General features: G+C 64.9%; 21 protein-coding genes. 12 read left to right on the top strand and 9 right to left on the bottom strand.

What is annotated here, in order from left to right:
* Nucleotides 1-128: 128 nt before the first annotated feature.
* Nucleotides 129-2,219 (bottom strand): RelA/SpoT family protein, encoded by a 2,091-nt coding sequence (locus ASE91_RS08640; protein ID WP_056625031.1) that lies wholly within the window; start codon nucleotides 2,217-2,219, stop codon nucleotides 129-131.
* 51 nt (nucleotides 2,220-2,270) lie between these two features.
* Nucleotides 2,271-2,570: a CC_3452 family protein gene (locus ASE91_RS08635; RefSeq protein WP_443024530.1), complete on the bottom strand. Its 300-nt coding sequence runs from the start codon at nucleotides 2,568-2,570 to the stop codon at nucleotides 2,271-2,273.
* A gap of 146 nt (nucleotides 2,571-2,716) precedes the next feature.
* On the opposite strand from ASE91_RS08635, the gene ASE91_RS08630 reads away from it, so the two are divergent.
* Nucleotides 2,717-3,184 carry a winged helix-turn-helix transcriptional regulator gene (locus tag ASE91_RS08630; RefSeq protein WP_443024529.1) on the top strand — a complete coding sequence of 156 codons (468 nt, stop codon included), beginning with the start codon at nucleotides 2,717-2,719 and terminating at the stop codon, nucleotides 3,182-3,184.
* A gap of 16 nt (nucleotides 3,185-3,200) precedes the next feature.
* Here ASE91_RS08630 and ASE91_RS08625 read toward each other — a convergent pair whose 3' ends face one another.
* The 3 genes from ASE91_RS08625 to ASE91_RS08615 form a co-directional block, all read right to left on the bottom strand.
* Nucleotides 3,201-3,464, bottom strand: a complete 264-nt coding sequence (locus tag ASE91_RS08625; protein WP_056002024.1) for a DUF2061 domain-containing protein — start codon at nucleotides 3,462-3,464, stop codon at nucleotides 3,201-3,203.
* 105 nt (nucleotides 3,465-3,569) lie between these two features.
* Complete coding sequence (locus tag ASE91_RS08620) at nucleotides 3,570-3,968, bottom strand: MAPEG family protein (protein ID WP_056625021.1); 399 nt, start codon at nucleotides 3,966-3,968, stop codon at nucleotides 3,570-3,572.
* Nucleotides 3,969-4,136: 168 nt separating this feature from the next.
* On the bottom strand, nucleotides 4,137-5,348 hold the full coding sequence (locus ASE91_RS08615) for an LL-diaminopimelate aminotransferase (RefSeq protein ID WP_056002019.1): 1,212 nt from the start codon (nucleotides 5,346-5,348) through the stop codon (nucleotides 4,137-4,139).
* A 77-nt stretch (nucleotides 5,349-5,425) separates the two neighbouring features.
* On the opposite strand from ASE91_RS08615, the gene ASE91_RS08610 reads away from it, so the two are divergent.
* The 6 genes from ASE91_RS08610 to ASE91_RS08585 all read left to right on the top strand — a co-directional run bounded on the left by ASE91_RS08610 (nucleotide 5,426) and on the right by ASE91_RS08585 (nucleotide 11,626).
* Nucleotides 5,426-7,171, top strand: coding sequence for a PHA/PHB synthase family protein (locus ASE91_RS08610; RefSeq protein ID WP_056625018.1), 1,746 nt, complete (start codon nucleotides 5,426-5,428; stop codon nucleotides 7,169-7,171).
* A 118-nt stretch (nucleotides 7,172-7,289) separates the two neighbouring features.
* Nucleotides 7,290-8,087, top strand: a complete 798-nt coding sequence (locus tag ASE91_RS08605; RefSeq protein ID WP_056625225.1) for a phasin family protein — start codon at nucleotides 7,290-7,292, stop codon at nucleotides 8,085-8,087.
* A 135-nt stretch (nucleotides 8,088-8,222) separates the two neighbouring features.
* Nucleotides 8,223-8,573: an ATP-dependent Clp protease adapter ClpS gene (clpS, locus tag ASE91_RS08600; protein WP_056002365.1), complete on the top strand. Its 351-nt coding sequence runs from the start codon at nucleotides 8,223-8,225 to the stop codon at nucleotides 8,571-8,573.
* 22 nt (nucleotides 8,574-8,595) lie between these two features.
* Nucleotides 8,596-8,880 (top strand): GNAT family N-acetyltransferase, encoded by a 285-nt coding sequence (locus ASE91_RS08595; RefSeq protein ID WP_056625015.1) that lies wholly within the window; start codon nucleotides 8,596-8,598, stop codon nucleotides 8,878-8,880.
* 215 nt (nucleotides 8,881-9,095) lie between these two features.
* Nucleotides 9,096-10,379 (top strand): UDP-N-acetylglucosamine 1-carboxyvinyltransferase, encoded by a 1,284-nt coding sequence (murA, locus tag ASE91_RS08590; RefSeq protein WP_056625012.1) that lies wholly within the window; start codon nucleotides 9,096-9,098, stop codon nucleotides 10,377-10,379.
* Nucleotides 10,380-10,486: 107 nt separating this feature from the next.
* A complete protein-coding gene (locus ASE91_RS08585) occupies nucleotides 10,487-11,626 on the top strand; it encodes an aldose epimerase family protein (RefSeq protein WP_056625009.1) in 1,140 nt (379 codons plus the stop codon).
* A 68-nt stretch (nucleotides 11,627-11,694) separates the two neighbouring features.
* On the opposite strand, the gene ASE91_RS08580 is transcribed toward ASE91_RS08585, so the two are convergent.
* The 4 genes from ASE91_RS08580 to cysD all read right to left on the bottom strand — a co-directional run bounded on the left by ASE91_RS08580 (nucleotide 11,695) and on the right by cysD (nucleotide 16,412).
* Nucleotides 11,695-12,639: a cation diffusion facilitator family transporter gene (locus ASE91_RS08580; RefSeq protein WP_056625007.1), complete on the bottom strand. Its 945-nt coding sequence runs from the start codon at nucleotides 12,637-12,639 to the stop codon at nucleotides 11,695-11,697.
* A 193-nt stretch (nucleotides 12,640-12,832) separates the two neighbouring features.
* Entirely contained in the window at nucleotides 12,833-13,579 is a 747-nt protein-coding gene (locus ASE91_RS08575) for a 3'(2'),5'-bisphosphate nucleotidase CysQ (protein WP_156357743.1), read from the bottom strand.
* On the bottom strand, nucleotides 13,573-15,495 hold the full coding sequence (gene cysN, locus ASE91_RS08570; protein WP_056625000.1) for a sulfate adenylyltransferase subunit CysN: 1,923 nt from the start codon (nucleotides 15,493-15,495) through the stop codon (nucleotides 13,573-13,575). The genes ASE91_RS08575 and cysN overlap by 7 nt, the downstream gene beginning before the upstream one ends.
* On the bottom strand, nucleotides 15,495-16,412 hold the full coding sequence (cysD, locus tag ASE91_RS08565; RefSeq protein ID WP_056624994.1) for a sulfate adenylyltransferase subunit CysD: 918 nt from the start codon (nucleotides 16,410-16,412) through the stop codon (nucleotides 15,495-15,497). The genes cysN and cysD overlap by 1 nt, the downstream gene beginning before the upstream one ends.
* A gap of 396 nt (nucleotides 16,413-16,808) precedes the next feature.
* On the opposite strand from cysD, the gene ASE91_RS08560 reads away from it, so the two are divergent.
* The 5 genes from ASE91_RS08560 (at nucleotide 16,809) to ASE91_RS08540 (ending at nucleotide 22,136) form a co-directional block, all read left to right on the top strand.
* Nucleotides 16,809-18,173, top strand: coding sequence for an EAL domain-containing protein (locus ASE91_RS08560; protein WP_082453914.1), 1,365 nt, complete (start codon nucleotides 16,809-16,811; stop codon nucleotides 18,171-18,173).
* Between the two features lie 79 nt (nucleotides 18,174-18,252).
* The gene (locus tag ASE91_RS08555; RefSeq protein WP_056624991.1) at nucleotides 18,253-20,652 is read left to right on the top strand and encodes an ATP-binding protein; all 2,400 of its coding nucleotides are present in this window, start codon (nucleotides 18,253-18,255) and stop codon (nucleotides 20,650-20,652) included.
* A gap of 61 nt (nucleotides 20,653-20,713) precedes the next feature.
* Nucleotides 20,714-21,103 (top strand): response regulator, encoded by a 390-nt coding sequence (locus ASE91_RS08550; RefSeq protein WP_056624988.1) that lies wholly within the window; start codon nucleotides 20,714-20,716, stop codon nucleotides 21,101-21,103.
* A gap of 123 nt (nucleotides 21,104-21,226) precedes the next feature.
* On the top strand, nucleotides 21,227-21,433 hold the full coding sequence (gene rpsU / locus ASE91_RS08545; protein WP_056001986.1) for a 30S ribosomal protein S21: 207 nt from the start codon (nucleotides 21,227-21,229) through the stop codon (nucleotides 21,431-21,433).
* A gap of 88 nt (nucleotides 21,434-21,521) precedes the next feature.
* Nucleotides 21,522-22,136, top strand: a complete 615-nt coding sequence (locus tag ASE91_RS08540) for an FKBP-type peptidyl-prolyl cis-trans isomerase (RefSeq protein ID WP_056002359.1) — start codon at nucleotides 21,522-21,524, stop codon at nucleotides 22,134-22,136.
* Nucleotides 22,137-22,166: the final 30 nt, after the last annotated feature.

The raw sequence follows: 22,166 nt of genomic DNA, 5'->3' as shown, positions 1-22,166 counted from the left end.
GGGGGGCCGTCCGCGCAGCGGATGGTGGAGGGAGTTGTCGACGAAGCACGACCGTAGTGGAGCAGCCCCCCCCCTCCACCAGCTGCGCTGGTCTCCCTCCCCGTGCCGGGGAGGAATAGGATTTGGGGTTAGCCGCGTTCCGCCTTGTTCACCGCATCGGCCGCGCGCAGGCCGGCGAGCAGCTTCATCAGATGTGCGGCGTCGCGGACCTCGACGTCGATGGTGTTGGTGTGGAAGGTCGTGTCGCGATTATCGAGCCGTAGCCCGAGGATGTTCGCCCGGTGGCCGCCGATGACGGTCGCCACTGCACCCAGCGCGCCGGGTTCGTTCTTCAGCGTCACCGCGATGCGCGCGGTGGCACCTTCGGCATTGTCGCCCCAGGTCAGATCGATCCAGTGATGCGGGTCGATCGCCTCGATCGTCTCGCAGCCGATTTCATGCACCTCGAACCGGCCATCACCGCGGCGGATGCCGATGATGCGGTCGCCTGGCACCGGGTGGCAGCAGGTGGCGAGGTCGTAGCCGACGCCGGCGGTCAATCCCTTGATCTCGATCGGGGCGCGCTGCGCCGGGATCGGTTCGATCTTCGGGTCGGCAATGGCCCCGGGCATGACCGCCTCCATCACCGCTTCGTCGGTCAGCTTGCCATGCGCCAGCCCTTCGAACAGCGTCGCTTCGTCGGCGATCTTCAGCCGCTTCAGCCCTTCCGCCAGCGCGTCGATGCCGGGCGGGACCGGCAGGCGCGCGATCAGTTCCTGATACAGCCGCTTGCCCAGCGCCGCCGTCTCGTCGCGTTCACGCAGGCGGATATAGCGGCGGATCGCGGCGCGGGCCTTGCCGGTGATGGCGAAGTTCAACCAGTTCGCCTGCGGACGCTGCGCCTTCGACCGCAGGATCTGGACCTGATCGCCGTTCTTCAATTCGGTGCGAAGCGGCACGACGCCGCCATTGACCTTCGCGCCCACCGCCTGATCGCCGAGATCGGTATGCACCGCATAGGCGAAGTCGATCGGCGTGGCACCTTTCGGCAACTGATGCAGTTCGCCCTTGGGCGTGAAGGCGAAGATGCGGTCGGCATACATCGCCATGCGGGTATGTTCGAGCAGTTCCTCGGGACTCTCGGCATTGTCGAGGATTTCGACGAGGTCGCGGATCCAGCGGACCTGCGTATCGGGGCGCACCGCGTCCTGCTTGTACGCCCAGTGCGCCGCCAGACCGAATTCGGCCTGCGCATGCATCTCGCGGGTGCGGATCTGCACCTCGATCCGCATGTTTTCGGCATGGATGACGGCGGTGTGCAGCGAACGATAGCCGTTGCGCTTGGGCGTCGAGATATAATCCTTGAACCGTCCCGGCACCATCGGCCACCGCCGATGGATGATGCCGAGCGCCCGGTAGCATTCCTCTTCGCTGTCGACGATCGCGCGGAACGCGACGATGTCCGACAGTTGTTCGAGCGTGACGTGCCGTTCCGACATCTTGCGCCAGATCGAATAGGGATGCTTGCGCCGGCCCGACACTTCGGCGGTGATGCCGTGGCGGTCGAGCATCGTCTTCAGGTCGCCGCCGATCTTGGCGACGCGGTCGCCGCCGCCTTCTTCCAGTTGTTCGAGGCGGCGGGTGATCGATTCATACGCTTCGGGTTCGATCTCGCGAAATGCCAGCGTCTGCATCTCGTTCATGAACTCGTACATGCCGATCCGCTCGGCGAGCGGGGCATAGATGTCCATCGTCTCGCGTGCGATCCGCTTGCGCTTCTCGGGCTTCGCGATGTGATGGAGTGTGCGCATGTTGTGCAGCCGGTCGGCCAGCTTCACCAGCAGCACGCGGATGTCGTCGGACATCGCCAACAGGAACTTGCGCAGATTCTCGGCGGCGCGCTCGTTCTCGGTCTGCGCCTCGATCTTGCTGAGCTTGGTCACGCCCTCGACCAGTCGCGCGACGTTCTCGCCGAACTTGGCCTGGATTTCCTCGTGCGTCGCCACGGTGTCCTCGACCGTGTCGTGCAGGATCGCGGTCGCGATCGTCTCGTCATCGAGGTGCAGGTCGGTCAGGATGCCGGCCACCTCGATCGGGTGGCTGAAATACGGGTCGCCCGAGGCCCGCTTCTGGCTGCCATGCGCGTGCATCGAAAAGACATAGGCGCGGTTCAGCAGCGCCTCGTCCGCATCCGGATCGTAGGTCTTGACCCGCTCCACCAATTCATACTGCCGCAGCATGCGACCTAGATGGAGCGGGCCGGGGCGGCTTTGCAACCGTTTTCGCGTCGATCAGGCACCTTTGGCGCGGATGTTGCACTTTGCGAGTTGTTCGGGGGGAAATGCGGTGCCGTTGGCGGTGAAGGCGGCGATCGGGCCGAGCTGCGCGGCGGCGAGCTGGCACATGGTCAGGTGACTGCCTTCGGCGCGCGGGGTGGCGCAACGCTCGGCAGTGCACTTCCATAACGTGCTGCGGGTCAGGATCGTGTCGACGGCCGGCGCGGTCGCGGGCACGGCGCTGTAGCCGCGGTTCGGCTGTGCTGCGGCGGCGAAGGGCAGGGTCAGCACAGCGGCGGTCAGCAGGGCGAACATCTTCACGGGCAACAGCTCCATCTAGAGATTACGGTGTCCCGCGCCTAATCTACATGAATGTAAGTTGCAAGTTGCGATGTTTGCTGCGGGCGCGAAAGAAGTGCTATTCCTTTGCCCGCCACCATGCGCTAGAATCGAAGCGGATGATGACCGTCCTTCGAGAACCGCTACGCGACCTTGCCGATCAGTGCAGCCTGCCCGCCGCGCTGGAGGCGATGGGCGAACGCTGGTCGTTCCTGATCCTGCGCGCATCGTTCAACGGGCTGTCGCATTTCGAGGAGTTCCAGTCGGAACTCGGCATCGCCCGAAACATCCTTGCCAATCGGCTGTCGCGGCTGGTCGGACACGGCATCCTCGAACGGCGCGCGGTCGAGAGCGATCGTCGCAAGATCGACTATCGCCTGACCGAAAAGGGCTATGCGCTGCAACCGACCATGGTCGCGCTGCGGCAATGGGGCGAGCGGTGGGAAACCGGCGTGGCGGCGACGCCGGTACTGGTCGATGCCCGCGACCGTCGCCCGGTGCAGCCGGTCGCGGTGTGCAGCCATGACGGGCGGGTGCTGGGCAAGGGCGATCTGATCTGGTCGCTTGAGGAAGACGTCGTTCGCGACTGACCGGCCTGGCCGGTCGTCAGCTCGTCGGCAGGGTCGTGGCGTCGGTGGTCGCGGCGGGATCGGCGCGATGGCCCCAGCGGACCAGCGACCATGCGCGTTCGTGGAAATAGAACAGCGTGATCTTGGTCAGCACTTCGGTTCCGGCGATCGCCCCGGCCAGCTTCGCCGAGCCGGAGAATAACAGTCCCAGCAGGAAGGTGTCGATCGATCCGACCGTCCGCCACGACACCGCCTTCACGAAGCTGCGCGGATGGCTTTCGAGACCCTTGAACACGAACATGACGCCGACGCTCCAACCGCGGGTGATCGCGGCACGGCGCGAAGCTGCGGCAATCGATCGCAGCGGCGTAGCGAGATTATGTTCTGACGGAAGAAGTGGCGCTTTTCACAGCAGCCGGATGAGCATCAGCAACAGCCCTAGCATCGACACGATCCACGCCATGCTGCGCAGATAGGGCACGCCGAATAGGTAGAGCGGGTGATAGATGATGCGCGCCACGAACCACAGGATCGCCCCCGTCGCGCCCAACCCGCCGGTACGGCCGCTGACCGCCAGCGCGAGCGCAAGGCCGATGAAGGCGGGATAGCTTTCCTTGAGATTGTCGAGGGCACGCTGCGCGCGGCCCGAAATGACGCCCTTGGGCGCATTGTCACCGTCGCGGGGGCCGGCATTCCATTGGGTGCCACGTTCCTTCGTCGCGAACTGGCCTTGCAGCAGGATCGCGATGGTCAGCAGCACGACCGACCAGCCGAGCAGGGTGAGTTCGATCGGCAGGTCGTTCATTGGTGCGCTCCGGCAGGGGTGGGTGTATAGCGGGGAACGAGCAGCGGGGTTCCGCCGTCTTCCTCGTCATTCCCGCGCAGGCAGGAACCCATATGCGTTGAGGCCAGCGAACGACTTGCCGACGTTGCGTCTATGGATTCCCGCCTGCGCGGAATGACGATGCGGGAGTTACCCAGCGTTGCGTCCAGCCGGCGTATTCACCCCCATCGACTGGAGATACTTCTTCACGTTGCGTGCCGCCTGTCGCAACCGCTGTTCGTTCTCGACCATGGCGATGCGGACATAGCCTTCGCCATTCTCGCCATAGCCGACGCCCGGCGCGACCGCGACCTTGGCCTCGGTCAGCAGCTGCTTGGCGAATTCCAGCGATCCCAGATGCGCCAGCGCCGGCGGTAGCGGTGCCCACGCGAACATCGACGCGCGCGGGGAGGGGATGTCCCAGCCGGCGCGGCCGAAGCTTTCGACCAGTACGTCGCGGCGCTTGTGATACAGCTGGCGGTTCTTCTCGACGATATCCTGCGGACCGTTCAGCGCCGCGCAGGCCGCCGCCTGGATCGGGGTGAAGGCGCCGTAGTCGAGATAGGACTTCACCCGGGTCATCGCCGCGATCAGCTTCTTGTTGCCCACACCGAAGCCCATCCGCCAGCCGGCCATCGAATAGGTCTTGCTGAGCGAGGTGAATTCGATCGCGACGTCCTTCGCACCCTTGACCTGCAGGATCGAGGGGGTCGGGCAGCCGTCATAATAGAGTTCGGAATAGGCGAGGTCGGAGATGATCCACAGGCCATGTTCCTTCGCGAAGGCGACGACGCGTTCGTAGAAGGCGAGGTCGACGACCTCGGCGGTCGGGTTCGACGGGTATCCCATCACCAGCACGCTGGGGCGCGGCACGGTGAATGCCATCGCGCGTTCGAGGCTTTCGAAATAATGTTCGTCGGGCGTGGTCGGCACGGCGCGGATCGTCGCCCCCGCGATGATGAAGCCGAACATATGGATCGGGTAGCTGGGATTGGGCGCGAGGATCACGTCGCCCGGCGCGGTGATCGCGGTGGCGAGGCTGGCGAGACCCTCTTTCGACCCCATCGTCACCACGACTTCGCTGTCGGGATCGACATCGACGCCGAAACGGCGACCGTAATAATTCGCCTGCGCCCGGCGCAGGCCCGGAATGCCGCGCGACTGCGAATAGCCGTGCGCCGATGGCTTGCGCGCGACCTCGACCAGCTTTTCGATGACGTGGTCAGGCGGGGGCAGATCGGGGTTGCCCATGCCGAGGTCGATAATGTCTTCGCCACCGGCACGCGCCGCCGCCCGCATCGCGTTTACTTCCGCAATGACATAGGGGGGCAGGCGTTTCATGCGGTAGAATTCGTCGGACATTCTCGTTCCTTTCGGGTGCGTCCTTACGCTACGAAGCCGCTAACCGGTAGAGCGCCCGGGCCGCCATGGAGAGGAAAATGACCGAATCGACCGAGAAGCCGACCGGAACGGCCGATCCGGCCCTGCCGACCATGTCGCTCGAGGAGTTGCAGCACTGGACGCAGATGCTCGGCCGTGCGCAGCAGATGATGCTCGAACAGGGCATCGACCTGATGGAGCGCGTGCCCGCCTTGCCCGACCCGACCGGGATGCTGAAGGTGCAGACCGATTTCTGGACCGATACGATGAAGCTGTGGCAGCGCTTCCTCGACCCCGCCAACGCGACGCCGGTCGACGAATCGCCCGAACGCGCCCGCGACAAGCGGTTCAAGGCCAAGCAATGGCATGACGACCCGGTGTTCGCGTTCATCCGCCAGAGCTATTTCCTGATCGCCGACCACATGCTGAAAGGTGTCGACGCGATCGACGGCGTCGACGCCAAGCAGAAGGAGCAGCTCCGCTTCGCCACGCGCGGGCTGATCGACGCGATGAGCCCGACCAACTTCCCCACGACCAACCCGCTGGTCGTCGAGAAGATCATCGAGACGCGCGGCGAGAACCTGCTCAAGGGTATGCAGAACATGCTGGCCGACATGGCCAGGGGGCAGATGACGCAGAGCGATACCAGCGCGTTCGAGCTGGGCCGCAACGTCGCGATGACACCGGGCAAGGTCATCAAGCGCACGCCGCTCTACGAACTGATCCACTATGCGCCGACCACCGAAAAGGTCGGAGCGATCCCGCTGCTGATCTTCCCGCCATGGATCAACCGTTTCTACATCCTCGACCTGACGCCGGAAAAAAGCTTCATCCGCTGGGCGGTCGAGCAGGGCTTGAGCGTGTTCGTCGTGTCGTGGAAGTCGGCCGATGCGTCGATGAAGGACGTGACGTGGGACGATTATGTCGTGCGCGGGCAGATCGATGCGATCGATACGGTGCGCGCGGCGCTGGGTGTCGAATCGGTGCATACCATCGGCTATTGCGTGGCCGGCACCACGCTGGCGGCGACGCTGGCGTTGCTGGAGGCGCGCGGCGAGGCGGCGAAGGTCGCCACCGCCACCTTCTTCACCGCGCAAGTCGATTTCAGCCAGGCCGGCGAATTGTCGCTGTTCGTCGATGACGAGCAACTGAAGATGATCCGGCAGGTCGGCAAGGACGGCTATCTCGACGGGCGATACATGGCTGCAACGTTCAACCTGCTGCGCGGGCGCGACCTGATCTGGAACTACGTCACCAACAACTATCTGCTCGGCAACGATTATGCGCCGTTCGACCTGCTGCACTGGAACGCCGACGTCACCAACCTGCCGGCGAACTGGCATCTGGGGTATCTGACCGACCTGTACCGCGACAACCGGCTGGTGCAGGCGGGGTCGATGACGGTCGACGGCACGCCGATCGACCTGACGACGATCAAGACCCCGTCCTATATCCAGGCAGGGCGCGAGGATCATATCGCCCCGCCCGAAAGCGTGTGGAAGGTGACCGAGCATTTTGCCGGGCCGTTGCGGTTCGTGCTGGCGGGATCGGGGCATATCGCCGGTGTCGTGAACCCGCCGTCCGCTGGCAAATATCAATATTGGACCAACGACGAACCGGCCGACTCGCTCGCCGCCTTCGTCGCGGGGGCGAAGGAGACCAAGGGCAGCTGGTGGCCGGACTGGCGGCAATGGATTGCGGCGGCGGACGGCGATGTCGTGCCGGCGACCGGGGCGCGCATTCCCGGTGGCGGCAGTGCAGCAGCATTGGGCGACGCGCCGGGAGAATATGTCCGAACCCGATAAGAACATTTGATTTTTCTATCTGTATATTTATGTTGCGGTGCAACAAAATCGTCTTGAAAGCGTCACGACGATCGATTAGGTGATGCGCCGCAGCAGTAATCAGATGGAGGATGTCCGAGTGGCCATCAGAGGTCCGAAGACCGGCACGCGCAAGCCTGCCATTTCCCGATCCACCCGACCGGCCGCCGTCGCGCCTGTCGAGGCTGCCGCGTCGGAACCGGTCGTGCCGCCCGTCGAACCCGAGCAGGCGGAAATTCCGCCCGTGCCGTTCGTGGCAGCGCCCAAGCCGGCTCCCGTCGAATTGCCTTTCAAGGCCGAAACCGCCGCCGCCGTCATTCCGACGCCGCCGGTCGAGCCGGTCGTGGAAGTCGTCGAAACCGCGGTCGAGACCAGCACGGTCCTGGCCGAGGAAACCACCGCGGCGGTCGAGACCGTAACCGCACAAGTCGAGGAAAAGACCATGGACGTCACCAACGAAGCGACCGCCACCGCCCAGAATGCCGCCAACAAGGCGCAGACCATGATGACCGACATGAACGAGAAGACCAAGGCCGCCATGGAAAAGGGCGCCAAGGGCTTTGAAGAAATGAACGAGATGGCCAAGGGCAACATCGAAGCGATGGTCGAAGCCAGCCGCATCGCCGCCAAGGGCCTCGAAACCCTGGGTCAGGAAATGGCCGACTTCGGTCGCAAGTCGTTCGAACACGCGACCTCGACCGCCAAGACGCTTGCGACCGTGAAGTCGCCGGCCGAGTTCATGAAGCTGCAGTCGGATTTCGTCCGCCAGTCGTTCGACTCGTTCGTTGCCGAAGCGTCGAAGACCACCGAAATGATGATCAAGCTGGCCGGCGACGCCGCGCAGCCGATCAGCAACCGCGTTGCGGTCGCCGCCGACAAGGTGAAGACCACCGCGTAAGCGGTCGGTTACCTTTACGGACTAACGAAGGGGGCGGTCGCGCGAGCGGTCGCCCCTTTTGTCATTTCCAAATCGGCGCATATGACCACGCACCCCCTTGCCCTGTCCGGCCCGCATGCCATATTTTGTGGCGACATGTCTCGACAGCTTTGCATCCAGATGGCCGGCGACGACCGCGACCATGACGACGACCGCTCGACCGGTCTCGGCGTCGCCACCCAAACCCGCGTCAAGAAGCCTACGCCCTACCGCGTGCTGATGCTGAACGACGATTACACGCCGATGGAATTCGTCGTCCTGTGCCTGCAACGCTTCTTCCGCATGAGCATGGAAGAAGCGACGCGGGTGATGCTGCACGTCCACCAGCGCGGCGTGGGCGTGTGCGGTGTCTTCACCTATGAAGTCGCGGAGACGAAGGTGGCGCAGGTGATGGACTTCGCCCGCCAGAACCAGCACCCGCTGCAATGCACGCTGGAAAAGGCCTGAGGCTAACGATCGCGACGTCCGGTTGGCGGAAGGCGGCGATCTCTCTGCACTAATTGCCTTCTATGCCGCGGTAGGGTTCAGCGATGCTGCCGACGTCGACCGGCGCGATGCCCGTTGGGTCGAATTACTGGCATCGAAAGCGACGCATGTCGCAGTGGCGACCGTCGATTCTTCGATCGTGGCATCCGCAACATTGATTACAGCGCCCAATCTGCTGCGCGGCGGCAGGCGGCACGGTTTTCTCGAAAACGTTGCGACCCATCCCGACCGACAGGGCAAGGGCCATGGTCGGGCCGTCGTGCGCTAATCTGGTGCGCTCGGCTTTGGGAAGCCGGCTGCCACCATGTCCTGCTGCAAAGCGGCCTCCCCGATCCGCGAGTGCATCGCTTCTACGAAGAACTGGGTTTCGTCGCTGGTCTGCGCACCGCGTACGTCGCCCATCGTCCGACCTGAAATCCTCCCCGTGCCGGGGAGGATTGCAGGCCTCTTGCTTGTGTGTTGCGACACACTAGAAGCTGCCCCATGGATCGTATCGTCATTCGCGGCGGCAATCGCCTGTCCGGCCGCATCGTCATTTCCGGGGCAAAGAACGCCGCGCTCACCCTGTTGCCGTGCGCGCTGCTGACCGAGGAACCGCTGACGCTGCGCAATCTGCCGCGGCTGGCCGACGTCGACAGCTTCGGCCATCTGCTCAACCAGTTCGGCGTGTCGACCACGATCGAGGGATCGCATCCCAGCGAATTCGGCCGGGTGATGACGCTGCGTGGCCAGCGGTTGACGTCGACGGTCGCGCCCTATGACATCGTCCGCAAGATGCGTGCGTCGATCCTCGTGCTGGGGCCGCTGGTCGCGCGCGCCGGTGAGGCGACGGTGTCGCTGCCCGGCGGCTGCGCGATCGGCAACCGTCCGATCGACCTGCATCTGAAGGCGCTGGAGGCATTGGGTGCCGAGATCGAGCTGGCGGCGGGATATGTGAAGGCGACCGCGCCCGGGGGGCGGTTGCCGGGCGGACGCTATCGTTTCCCGGTGGTGTCGGTCGGCGCGACCGAGAATGCGGTGATGGCGGCGGTACTGGCGAAGGGCACCAGCGTCCTCGAAAACGCGGCGCGCGAGCCGGAGATCGTCGATCTGTGCCGCTGCCTCGTCGCGATGGGGGCGAGCATCGACGGCATTGGCAGCGACACGCTGACCATCGAAGGGCGCGACAAGCTGCATGGCGCGACCTATGCGGTGATGCCCGACCGGATCGAAGCGGGCAGCTATGCCTGTGCCGCCGCGATCACCGGTGGCGCGGTCGAGCTGGCCAATGTCGTCGCCAGCGACATGTGCGCGACGATCGACGCGCTGGTCGAGGCGGGCGTGGCGGTGCGCGAGGAAGCGACCTCGCTGTTCGTCGAGGCGAGCGGCGACATCCGCCCGATCAACCTGTCGACCGCACCCTATCCGGGGTTCGCCACCGACATGCAGGCGCAGTTCATGGCGCTGCTGGCGCGCGCCGACGGTGCCAGCGTGCTGACCGAGACGATCTTCGAAAACCGCTATATGCACGTGCCCGAACTGGCGCGGATGGGCGCGGACATCACCGTCACCGGCCGATCGGCGGTGGTGCGCGGGGTCGCCGGGCTGGTCGGTGCGCCGGTAATGGCGACCGACCTGCGCGCGTCGATGAGCCTCATCATCGCCGGGCTTGCGGCGGAGGGTGAGACGTCGGTCAGCCGCGTCTATCACCTCGATCGCGGCTATGAGCGGCTTGAGGAAAAACTGCAGGCGGTGGGTGCCGATATCGAGCGCCTTGGCGACGGCTGAGCGTTGACCCGCTCCCCGCTTGAACAAGCCGTTATTGTCTGACTATACCCCTCCCGATGAACCGGACGCGGCGCGATAGCCCCGCCGGTGGCTTTGGGAGGGTGACGATGAAAAAGGCGATTTCGGTCAGTGCGTTGGCGGTAGCGACGCTGTGGTGTGCAGGCACCGCCAACGCGGCGACGGCCAAACGGTCGAGCTTCGGCAAGTTGCCCGACGGTACCGCGGTCGAGGTGGTGACGCTGACCGGCAGCAACGGCGTGAGTGCCCGGATCATGACGCTGGGCGCGACGTTGCAGGCGCTCAACGCTCCCGATCGCAAGGGCAAGGTCGCCGACGTCACGCTCGGCTATGACGATGCCGCCAGCTATGTCACCGCGCCCAATTACTGGGGCCAGACCATCGGCCGCTATGCCAACCGCATCGCCGGCGGCAAGTTCACGCTCGACGGCAAGGCGTATCAGCTGACCCAGAATGACAAGGCCAATTCGCTGCACGGCGGCACGGACGGCTTCGACAAGCGGGTGTGGCGGATCGTGGCGGTCAAGGACGGCCCGAGCGCGTCGGTGACGATGACGCTGAACAGCCCGGCGGGGGATCAGGGCTATCCCGGCACACTCGACGTGACGGTGACCTATGCGCTCGACGACAAGGGCGCGCTGACCATCGATTTCGATGCGAAGAGCGATGCGCCGACGATCGTCAACCTGACCAACCACGCGCTGTTCGACATGGGCGGCGAGGGCAGTGCGCTGGGCACGATGGCTCACAAGCTGACCATCCCGGCCAGCCGCTATACCCCGGTCAACGACGCGCTGATCCCGACCGGCGAACGTCGCCCGGTCGCGGGCACGGTGTTCGACTTCACCCGCGGGCGGATCGTCGGACAGGATGTCCGCGACGGCCGCGATCCGCAGATCGTCGCCGGGCGCGGCTATGACCATAATTTCGTGCTCGACGCCGGGATCACCCGCGAACCCAAGCTCGCCGCGCGCCTCGAAGATCCGGCGTCGGGCCGCGTGCTCGAAGTGCTGACGACCGAACCGGGCGTGCAATTCTATTCGGGCAATTTCATCGTCGGGACGCTGATCGGCAAGAACCGTCATGTCTATCGCATGGGCGACGGCATCGCCCTCGAACCGCAGAAATTCCCTGATACGCCGAACCAGCCGGCGTTCGGATCGGCACGGGTCGAACCGGGCAAGCCGTACCACCACCGCATGGTCTATCGCGTCTCGGTGGCACGGTAAGTTTCACTAGGGGGAAATCGTATCCCCGCCTGCGCGGGGATACGCTTATGCGGCGCAGACCATAGCCTTCAATGCGCGTGGATCAGCGCGCAATCGTCGCCAGCCTCGACCTGCACGGTCGCATGGCCGATGCCGAACGCCTGCTCCAGCCGTCCCGACAGGTCGGTCAGGAACGCGTCCCCCGGATGCCCCTGCGGCATCACCAGATGCGCGGTCAGCGCGGTTTCGGTCGTGCTCATCGGCCAGATGTGCAGGTCGTGCACCCGCGCCACGCCGGGCAGCCCGGCCAGCAGCGCCTCGACCGCAACCGCATCGATCCCGCGCGGCACCGCCTGTAGCGCGAGGAGCAGCGATTCGCTCAGCAGACTCCACGTCCCGATCAGGATGATCGCGACGACCGCGAGACTGACGACCGGATCGATCCATCCCGCCCCGGTCCACAGGATCGCCAGCCCGGCGATCACCACCCCCGCCGACACCGCTGCATCGGCCGCCATGTGTAGATACGCGCCCCGGATATTGACGTCGCCATGCCGCCCGCGCGCGAACAGCAGCGCCGTGGCAAGGTTGACGACGATCCCGGTCAGCGCGACCCAGACGACCGGCCAGCCATCGATCGGGCGCGGATTGCCCAGCCGCTGGATCGTTTCGAGCAGGATCGCCCCGACCGCGATCAGCAGCACCAGCGCGTTGGCGAGTGCGGCAAGGATCGTGGACGCGCCAAGGCCATAGGTGAACCGCCTCGACGCCGGTCGCTTGGCCAGTTCGACCCCGCCCCACGCGATCAGCAGCCCCAGCACGTCCGACAGATTGTGCCCGGCATCGGCAAGCAGTGCCATCGAATCGAACCAGAAACCCGCCGCCCCTTCGATCAGAACGAAGCCGATGTTGAGCAGCGTTCCGATCGCGAAGGCGCGGCCGAAGTCGGCCGGTGCGTGCGAATGTCCGTGATGCCCGTGCTGGTGATGGCCGTGCCCGGAATGATCGCCATGGTCGTGATGATGATTGCCCATGGTTCGCTTCTGACAGGTGGGTCGTGCCGAGGCCAGATGCGATACGGTTCGTGGCCGCAACCGGGGGCGGCGGGGACGACGGACATGGGCCACAGGCTGGCATCGATCGCAGCCTGTTGTCGGTGAACGGATCGAAGCGTCGGACCCGTCCCGATCGGTCAAACCATTACATCGGCCGCTTGGAAGCCGTGCGCTACCGATCCAGTTCCAGACCGGCGATGATCGGCAGGATCCGCGCCGCATCGTCGCGCCGACAGATCAGCAGATCGGGCAGCCACGTATCCTGACAATTATAATAGAGCGGCGACCCATCGATCCGCGACGCGTGCAGTCCGGCCGCCAGCGCCACTGCGACCGGCGCGCAACTGTCCCATTCATACTGCCCGCCAGCATGCAGATAGATGTCGGCCTCCCCGCGCACCACCGCCATCGCCTTGGCACCCGCCGATCCCATCGGGATCAGTTCGGCGTCGATCGCTTCGGCGACCGCCAGCGCCTGTGGCGCGGGGCGGGTGCGGCTGACGACCATGCGCGGGCGGGCGGGGCGGGGCGGCACCACCGGTGCGGGGCTGCTCGACAAGGTGACGCCCAGCGACGGCAACGCCACCGCTCCGGCCTCGGCACGGCCGCCGACCGCGAGCGCGATATGCACCGCCCAGTCGTCGCGTCCCTCGGCATATTCGCGGGTGCCGTCCAGCGGATCGACGATCCATGTCTGCGCGGCGGCGCAGCGCGCCTTGTCGTCGGCGGACTCTTCGGACAGCACGAACGCATCGGGGCGGGCGGCGCGCAGTCGTTCGAGGATCAGCGTATTCGCTTCCCGGTCGCCGCGGTCGCCCAGCGCCTTGCCGGTCTCGCGCCCCTCCGCCCGGATTGAGAGCAACAGCTTGCCGGCCTCGTCGGCGATCGCGGTGGCGAGAAGTGCGTCGTCGGTCACAATACCGGCGCCCAGATGCCTAGCACATGTTCGACGATGCGTTCGGCGGCGGCTTCCGGCGTTTCGCGCGTCGTGTCGACATGGATTTCCGGTGCGAGCGGCGGTTCGTAGGGGCTGTCGATGCCGGTAAAGTTGGCCAGCGCGCCGCTGCGCGCCTTGGCATACAGCCCCTTCACGTCACGCGCTTCGGCGACGGCCAGCGGCGTATCGACGAACACCTCGACGAACTCGCCCGCGGGCAGCATCGAACGCGCCAGATCGCGTTCGGCACGGAACGGCGAGATGAAGGCGGTCAGCACGATCAGTCCGGCATCGGCCATCAACTTGGCGACCTCGCCGACGCGGCGGACATTCTCGACCCGGTCGGCATCCGTGAAGCCCAGATCGCGGTTCAGCCCATGACGGACATTGTCGCCGTCGAGCAGGAAGCTGTGCTTGCCCAGCGCGTGCAGCTTCTTCTCGACCAGATTGGCGATCGTAGACTTGCCCGACCCCGACAGGCCGGTGAACCACAGGACGCGGGGGGATTGGTTCTTCTGCGCGGCGTGCGCCTGCCGCGTAATGTCGATCGACTGCCAATGCACATTCTGGCTACGCCGCAGGCAATAGTCGATCATGCCGGCGGCTACGGTGGCGTTGGTGATCTTGTCGATGAGGATGAACCCGCCGAGGTCGCGATTGTCGGCATAGGGTTCGAAGGCGATGCCGCGATCGGTGAAGACGTCGGCCACGCCGATATCGTTGAGCGACAGCGTCTTGACCGACAATTCGGCCAGCGTGTTGACGTCGATCGCATGGCGCGGGGGCTGCACCGTCGCCGAGACGGTGCCGGCACCGGTCTTAAGCCAATAGGCGCGACCGGGCAGCATCGGTTCGCCGTCCATCCACACGATCGTCGCGCGAAACTGGTCGGCGACCTGCGGCGGCGCATCGGCGGCGGCGATCACGTCGCCGCGCGAACAGTCGATCTCGTCGGTCAGGGTCAACGTCACCGACTGACCGGCGACCGCCTCCGTCAGATCGCCGTCCATCGACACGATCCGCGCGATGCGCGACGTCTTGCCCGACGGCAGCACCCGCACGGCATCGCCCGGACGGATGGTGCCGCTGGCGATCAGGCCGGCGAAACCGCGGAAGTCGAGGTCGGGGCGGTTGACCCATTGCACCGGCAGGCGGAACGGCTGCGTTGCCGCCGCATCGCTGTCGAGCGCGACCGATTCGAGATGCTCGATCAGTGCCGGGCCACCATACCATGGCGTGTTGTCGGAGAGGGCGGCGATATTGTCGCCCTTGAACCCTGACAAGGGAATCGCGGTGAAGCCGGCAATGCCGATCGATTCGGCAAAGGCGGCATAATCGGCGACGATGCGATCGAACGTCGCCTGGTCATAGCCGACCAGATCCATCTTGTTCACCGCCAGCACGATGTGCCGGATACCGATCAGATGCGCGAGATAGCTGTGCCGCCGCGTCTGGGTCAGCACGCCCTTGCGCGCGTCGATCAGGATCACCGCCAGATCGGCGGTCGACGCGCCGGTCACCATGTTGCGGGTATATTGTTCGTGGCCGGGCGTATCGGCGACGATGAACTTGCGCTTTTCGGTCGCGAAGAAGCGATAGGCGACGTCGATGGTGATGCCCTGTTCGCGCTCGGCGGCAAGACCATCGACCAGCAACGCGAAGTCGATCTCCTGCCCCTGCGTGCCGACGCGCTTCGAATCGCTCTCCAGCGCGGCGAGCTGATCCTCGAAGATCATCTTCGAATCATAGAGCAGCCGGCCGATCAGGGTCGATTTGCCGTCGTCGACCGATCCGCAGGTGATGAAGCGGAGCAGCGACTTGGTCTGGTGCTGCGCCAGATAGGCGTCGATATCGGCCGCGATCAGGGCGTCGGGCGTATAGGCGGGGGCGGTTGCCATCAGAAATAGCCCTCCTGCTTCTTTTTTTCCATGCTGGCCGACCCTGCGTCGCGGTCGATCGCGCGCCCCTGCCGTTCGGAGGTGGTGGTCAGCAACATTTCCTGGATGACGTCGCTCAATGTCGCCGCCTCGCTCTCGACCGCGCCGGTCAGCGGGTAGCAGCCCAGCGTGCGGAACCGGATCGATCGTGTCGTCGGTATCTCACCGGGCAACAGCCGGAAGCGGTCGTCGTCGACCATCAGCAACATCCCGTCACGCTCGACGGTCGGGCGGGGGGCGGCGAAATACAGCGGCACGATCTCGATCCGCTCGCGCAGGATATATTGCCAGATGTCGAGCTCGGTCCAGTTCGACAGCGGGAAGACCCGGATCGATTCGCCCTTCGCTTTCCGCGCATTATACAGATGCCACAGTTCGGGTCGCTGCGCCTTCGGGTCCCAGCGGTGATTGGCCGAACGGAAGGAAAAGACGCGTTCCTTGGCGCGACTCTTCTCCTCGTCGCGGCGGGCGCCACCAAACGCGGCATCGAAGCCATATTGGTCGAGCGCCTGCTTCAGCCCCTCGGTCTTCCATAAATCGGTGTGCAGGCTGCCATGATCGAACGGATTGATGCCGCGCGCCTGTGCATCGGGATTGTGGTGGACCAGCAACTCCATGCCGGCATCGCGCGCCGCCTTGTCCCGCAGATCGTACATCGCGCGGAATTTCCACGTCGTGTCGACATGCAGCAACGGGAAGGGCGGCGGGGCCGGATAGAATGCCTTTTTGGCGAGGTGCAGCATCACCGCCGAATCCTTGCCAACCGAATACAGCATCACCGGGCGTTCAGCCTCGGCGACCACTTCGCGCAGGATATGAATGCTTTCCGCCTCGAGCCGTTCGAGGTGGGTGAGGCGGTGGAATGCAGGATCGGTCATGGTCCCGTCGCAGGTAGCGACCAACGGCGGTGCGACAAGACAACGATTCTTCGCGTGCCCGCCAGTTCAGCTTTGCCGCGTTCGAATCGGGCAGGTCGTCGGAGAGGCCGTCCGGATCGGTCCGGCAGGGTGTTTCGCAAAAACGCCTGGATCGTTCCGGCGAACCGTCCCGATCCAGGCGAATATTCCGTTCAGATCGGACGAAGGTCTTCGCCGTAGTGATCACGGAACAGTGCGAAAAACGCCTGCATTTTCAGTCTCCCAGTAGCGCCGAAGCGCGGCACCTTATTAACCGGAAATTAACCATAGGCCAATCTCAAATTACAAGAAAACCATCTCGTCGCGATTGGGAGCGTTAACGGATGCTTCGGGGTTTGCGAGGTAGCGTCAGACATCATGGCACGCGCCGATTCGGAACATATCCCGCTGGTCGGGCCGTCAGGACACGGGAGGGGGCAGCGGCCCCTGTCGCCGGTCGCTGTGCGCGACGGATCGATCTCGGCGTGCGCTGGCGCGCCCTCTGCCGGATATCGCTTCCTGTTTCTCGCCGAAATCGAGGACTTCGCCGCGTTGCGACGGCAGATCGGCGTCGTCGGCGCAGGGGTGGCGCTGACCGACATTGCCGCGCGTCTGAACGCGATGATCGCCGATAGCCGGATCACGCCGGTCGGCAGGAGCGGATTGGAGATCAAGTTCGAGCGCGATTCGGCCACGGCCGGCAACGCCATGGCCGAGCGTATCCGAGCGGCGATGGTGCAGCCGTTCGACCTGAACGGCGAAAGCTATCGCGTGACGTTGCGAATCGGCGGCGTGGGTGGCCGGGTGCGCGAGGCCGACGAGGTCCGGCTGATCGAGGCAGCCGAGCTTGCGCTTGTCGACGGACAGCAGATCGGCGCGGATGTCGTGCGCGATCTGAACGACCCCGCCGCGGGTCACGACCCGGTCCAGCTGATGCGCGACCTGCCCGGCGCGATCGAGGACGGGCAGATCTTCCTGCAATATCAGCCCAAGGTACGGGTGCGCCAACAATGCGTGGCGAGTGCCGAAGCGCTGGTGCGGTGGCGGCATCCGACGCGCGGGCTGGTGCTGCCCGGCGATTTCATCGAGGCCGCCGAGCGATCGAACGTCATCGGTGCGCTGACGCTGTGGACCATCCGCCGGGTGATCGCCGATCAGCGCATGCTTGCGGCGGCTGGCTATGACATTCCGATCTTCATCAACATGTCGGGCGTCTTGCTGTCCGATCCGGGGTTCGTCCGCGAGGCCTGCCGACTCGTCCGCGAAGGCGACGCACGTGTCGGGTTCGAGATCACCGAAACCGCCGTCATCCGCGATCCCGAAAGCGCGATCGCCAATCTGCGGACGTTCAGCGAGATCGGCGTGCCGCTGGCGATCGACGATTATGGGGCGGGCCTGTCGTCGCTGGCCTATCTCAAGCGTCTGCCCGCCAGCGAATTGAAGATCGACAAGCTGTTCGTCACCCAGTTGACCAGCAGCAACCGTGATCCGCTGATCGTGCGTTCGACGATCGATCTCGCCCATGCGCTGGACATGGAAGTGACCGCCGAAGGCGTCGAAACACCCGCCGCGCTGGCGCTGCTCGGCGTCATGGGCTGCGACATGGTGCAGGGCTATCTGATCAGCCGCCCGATCGAGTTCGCTGCGTTCCGCACCTTTTTGCTGGAAGAACGCCATCTTGCGGCGATGGCCAGTCCGCGCCTGTCGTTCCTGCGCAACGAAGGTCAGTGGAAGACCGGTTAAGCGGTACCAATCATTAACCCAATCGGGTTAGTTTGCTCCAATGCGCTTGCGTCTCCCGCTCCTTGCCCTGACTCTCTTGATGGCGACCAGCGCGTTGCCGGCAAGTGCGCAGCCGGGCGTCGACCCGCTGGACCGCCGTTTCGATGTGATTCGCGCCGCCCTGGTCGCCGAACCCCGCGCCGGTTTGCGGGCCGGGCAGGAACTGGAGCGCGTCGCCCTGCAGCGTGACGGTGCCTCCTCACGGCTGGTCGCCGCTAGCATCTGGTTGCAGGCCGAGGCTTATATCCGGCTCGATCAGGAAGCGGCCGCCAAGCGCGCGGTCGACCGTTCGCTGGCGATCCTCGCCAGGCTCTCCCCCCGTGTCGCGATCGAAGGCGACGCGCTGCGTACGCGGGGCGACCTGTCCGCCGATGAGGGGCAGGTGGCAGCGGCGCTGGGCGATTATCAATCGGCCTATCGCGTCTATCTTGCCGCCGGTGATCGGCGCGGGCAGGCCATGGCGTTGCTCAGCATCGGTGCGCTGTATCGGCAGGGCAGCGATTTCGAAGCGGCGCTTCGCTATTACGAGCAGGCGATCGAGACCTATGGCGGCGATCCCCTGCTGTCGGTTTCGCTGCTGAACAATCGCGGCAACGTGATCAGCGAGATGCGCGACTATCGACGCGCGATCGTGGATTTCGAACGGGCGCTGGTCGCGGTACGCCGGCTGAACAATCCGTCGTTCGAAGTGCAGATCCTGCGCAACCTCGCGCGGACGCAGCGCGCGGCGGGCAATGATGCGGCGGCATGGCAGTCGGTCATGGCGGGTATGAAGATCGCGGAAGCGGTCGGGTCGAAGGCCTCGCTGGACCAGCTGCGCACGCTGGCGGCGCGGGTGGCGATCGATCGCGGCGACACGGCGCTGGCGGTGCAGCTGGTCGATGCCGCATTCGACGGGGTCGATCTGCGCACGACCGGCCTTCCCGCGCGCGACAATCATCAGAACGCCTATGCCGTCTATTCGGCGGTCGGCGATGCACCGAAGTCGCTCGCCCATCTGGAAGCGCTCAGCCGGCTGAACGAACAGGCGACGAAGCTCACCACCTCGACCAAGACCGCGTTGATGGCGGCGCGGTTCGATTTTCAGAACCAGGAACTGCGCATTGCCCGGCTGAAGCAGGAGGAACTGCGTCGCAACATCGTGTTCGAGCGGGCGAGCGCGCGATACCAGCGCATCCTGTTCGGCGGCATCGCGGCTGCGGTCGCGGTGCTGGTCGCGCTGTTGACCTTCGGTCTCATTACGCTTCGCCGGAGCCGGAATGCGGTGCGCGACGCCAACGTCGAATTGGCGGCGAGCAATGTCGCGCTGGAAAAGGCGTTGAAGGCCAAGGGTGATTTCCTCGCGACGACCAGCCATGAGATCCGCACTCCGCTCAACGGCATCCTCGGCATGGCGCAGGTTATGCTGCGCGATCAGCGACTGACGCCCGACCTGCGCGATCGGTTGGGCATCGTCCACGACGCCGGGGTCACGATGCGCGCGCTGGTCGACGATATTCTCGATGTCGCCAAGATGCAGTCGGGCAATCTGTCGGTCGAACGTATTCCGACCGACCTGATTGAGACGGTCGAGACGCTGGCGCGATCGTCGCGGCGGCACGCGGAGGATCGCGGGCTGCGCTTCACGCTCGGGATCGGGCAGGTCCCCCGCTGGATCGAGGGGGATCCGGTACGGCTGCGTCAGATCCTCTTCAACCTGCTGTCGAATGCGTTGAAGTTCACCGAAACCGGCGGCATCGGCCTGCGGGTCGAGGGTGACGACCATCATGTCCGGATCGCCGTGACCGATACCGGCATCGGTATCGCCGCCGACCGTATCGATGATGTCTTCGAATCGTTTCAGCAGGCCGACAACAGCACGACGCGCCGCTTCGGCGGTACCGGCCTCGGGCTGACCATCTGTCGCAATCTTGCCCGCGCAATGGGCGGAGACATCCGCGTGACGAGTGTCGCGGGCAAAGGGTCGACCTTCACGCTCGACCTGCCGGTGACGCCGGCGGACCCGGGGGAAACGGACGGGGGCGACGTGGCCGGTCCGAACAAGCTGGTCATCCTCGAACGCAATCCGATCGCCCGGGGGATGATGCGGACCCTGTTTGCCGATCACAGCGCGGCGATCGCGTTCGTCGACGACGTGGCGACGGTGCGGCAGCTGTTGGCCGGGGGCAGGGTGCTCGCCTTGTTGATGGATATGAAAGCAGTCCGCACCGGCAGCGATGCGCCGGAGCGCGATCTTGCCGAGATCGGGACGGTGCTTCGGACAGCGCCGGTGCCGGCCGTTCTGATGCGCAACGCAGAAGAATATGACGTAAATATCGACGAGGGCGTCATAACATTGCTAAACAAGCCGGTTTCGGCTAAGCAACTTATCGATGCATTGTTCGTCGTTCGGGATAACCAGGGTGCGGTGCCAACAGCCCTTGTTTCAAATGCGGCGTAGCGATAGCGGATCTCGATATGCAAAGCTTTGAAAACAGGGCGATCCTTCGGATCGGTGACGCATGAGAATCCTGTTCGTCGAGGATGACGCGATGAATCGCCGGGTCGTCCGCGACATGCTGGACGTCGCCGGTGCGACCATGGTCGAGGCGGATCTGGCCGAAGCCGGGCTGCGCCGGATCGACGAGGAAGAATTCGATCTGGTCCTGCTCGACCTGCGGATGCCCGGCATGGACGGGTTCGAGGTCATCCGCCGCGTGCGGGCGCGCGAGGATGTGAAACAGACGCTGCCGATCATCATCGTCACCGCCGATACGGCGGTCGACCTGACCGAGCGATGTCTTGCCGCGGGCGCCGACGAAGTCCTGTTCAAGCCGGTGGCGATGGATGCGTTGTTTGACGCAATCGGCCGGATATTGGCCCGACGCGCCGGAGGCGACCTGCTGTTCTGACCCCGGCAGGCGCTCACGCTTGCCCGCAGAGAGCACTCCTGTTAGGGGAAAGCGTCACGCCGCGGCCATGCTTCGGCGAACCCTATTCTATTGCAATGAAAAGACCCGGAGTTTTTCGACCTCATGCAGATCATGGTTCGTGAAAATAATGTCGATCAGGCCCTGCGCGCGCTCAAGAAGAAGCTGCAGCGCGAGGGTGTGTATCGCGAAATGAAGCTGCGTCGTCATTACGAAAAGCCTTCGGAAAAGCGCGCTCGCGAACGGGCGGCAGCGATCAGCCGGGCGCGCAAGATGGAGCGCAAGCGCCTCGAGCGCGACAGCGCCCGGTAATTCCGCGATTGCGGTCCGCCGGCGATGATGCCGACGATGCCGCCGGTTTCCTGAGATCGGGTGCGCGAGGCGTGCCAAAGGGGTGTCGATGTCGGTCACTGCCGTTCCGCTGCAGCCTGTCAAGCAGCGTCATATCGTCTGGGTGTGGATCGGGATCGCGCTCGCGTTGCTGGTCGCGGCCGGTTTCGCCTGGGTTGGTTCGCGCAGCGAAACGGCCTCGTTTCTCGCCGCCAATGCATCGCGGCCCGGCGTCGTCACGACCGCCAGCGGTCTGCAATATGAAGTGCTGACCAAGGGTAGCGGCCCGACCCCGACCGATGCCGACGTGACGCTGATCAACTATGTCGGCAAGTTGACGGACGGCACGATCTTCGACCAGAGCCGCAACCCGACCCCGATGTCGCCCAAGCAGGTCGTTCCGGGGTTCGGAGAGGCGTTGAAGCTGATGTCGAAGGGGTCGCGATATCGTTTCTGGTTGCCGCCGGCGCTCGGCTATGGCGCGCCGCGTCCCGAAGGTGCGCCGCCGATGTCGCCGGAGGTCAAGAAACTGTCGAAGCAGGTGCTGGTGTTCGATGTCGACATGATCGAATTCATCCCCGAGGCAGTGCTGCAGCAGATGCAGATGCAACAGATGATGCAGCAGCAGGGCGGTGGTGCCGGCGCACCGCCCCCCGGACAGGCGCTTCCGCCCGGCATGCGTTAAACGCGAGACCGGTTCGATCGAGAACGGCGT

The organism is Sphingomonas sp. Leaf62, from assembly GCF_001421915.1.
Taxonomy (GTDB): Bacteria; Pseudomonadota; Alphaproteobacteria; order Sphingomonadales; family Sphingomonadaceae; genus Sphingomonas.
Note: the sequence above shows the minus strand (reverse complement) of the source record. Positions and strands in the feature narration are given on the sequence as shown.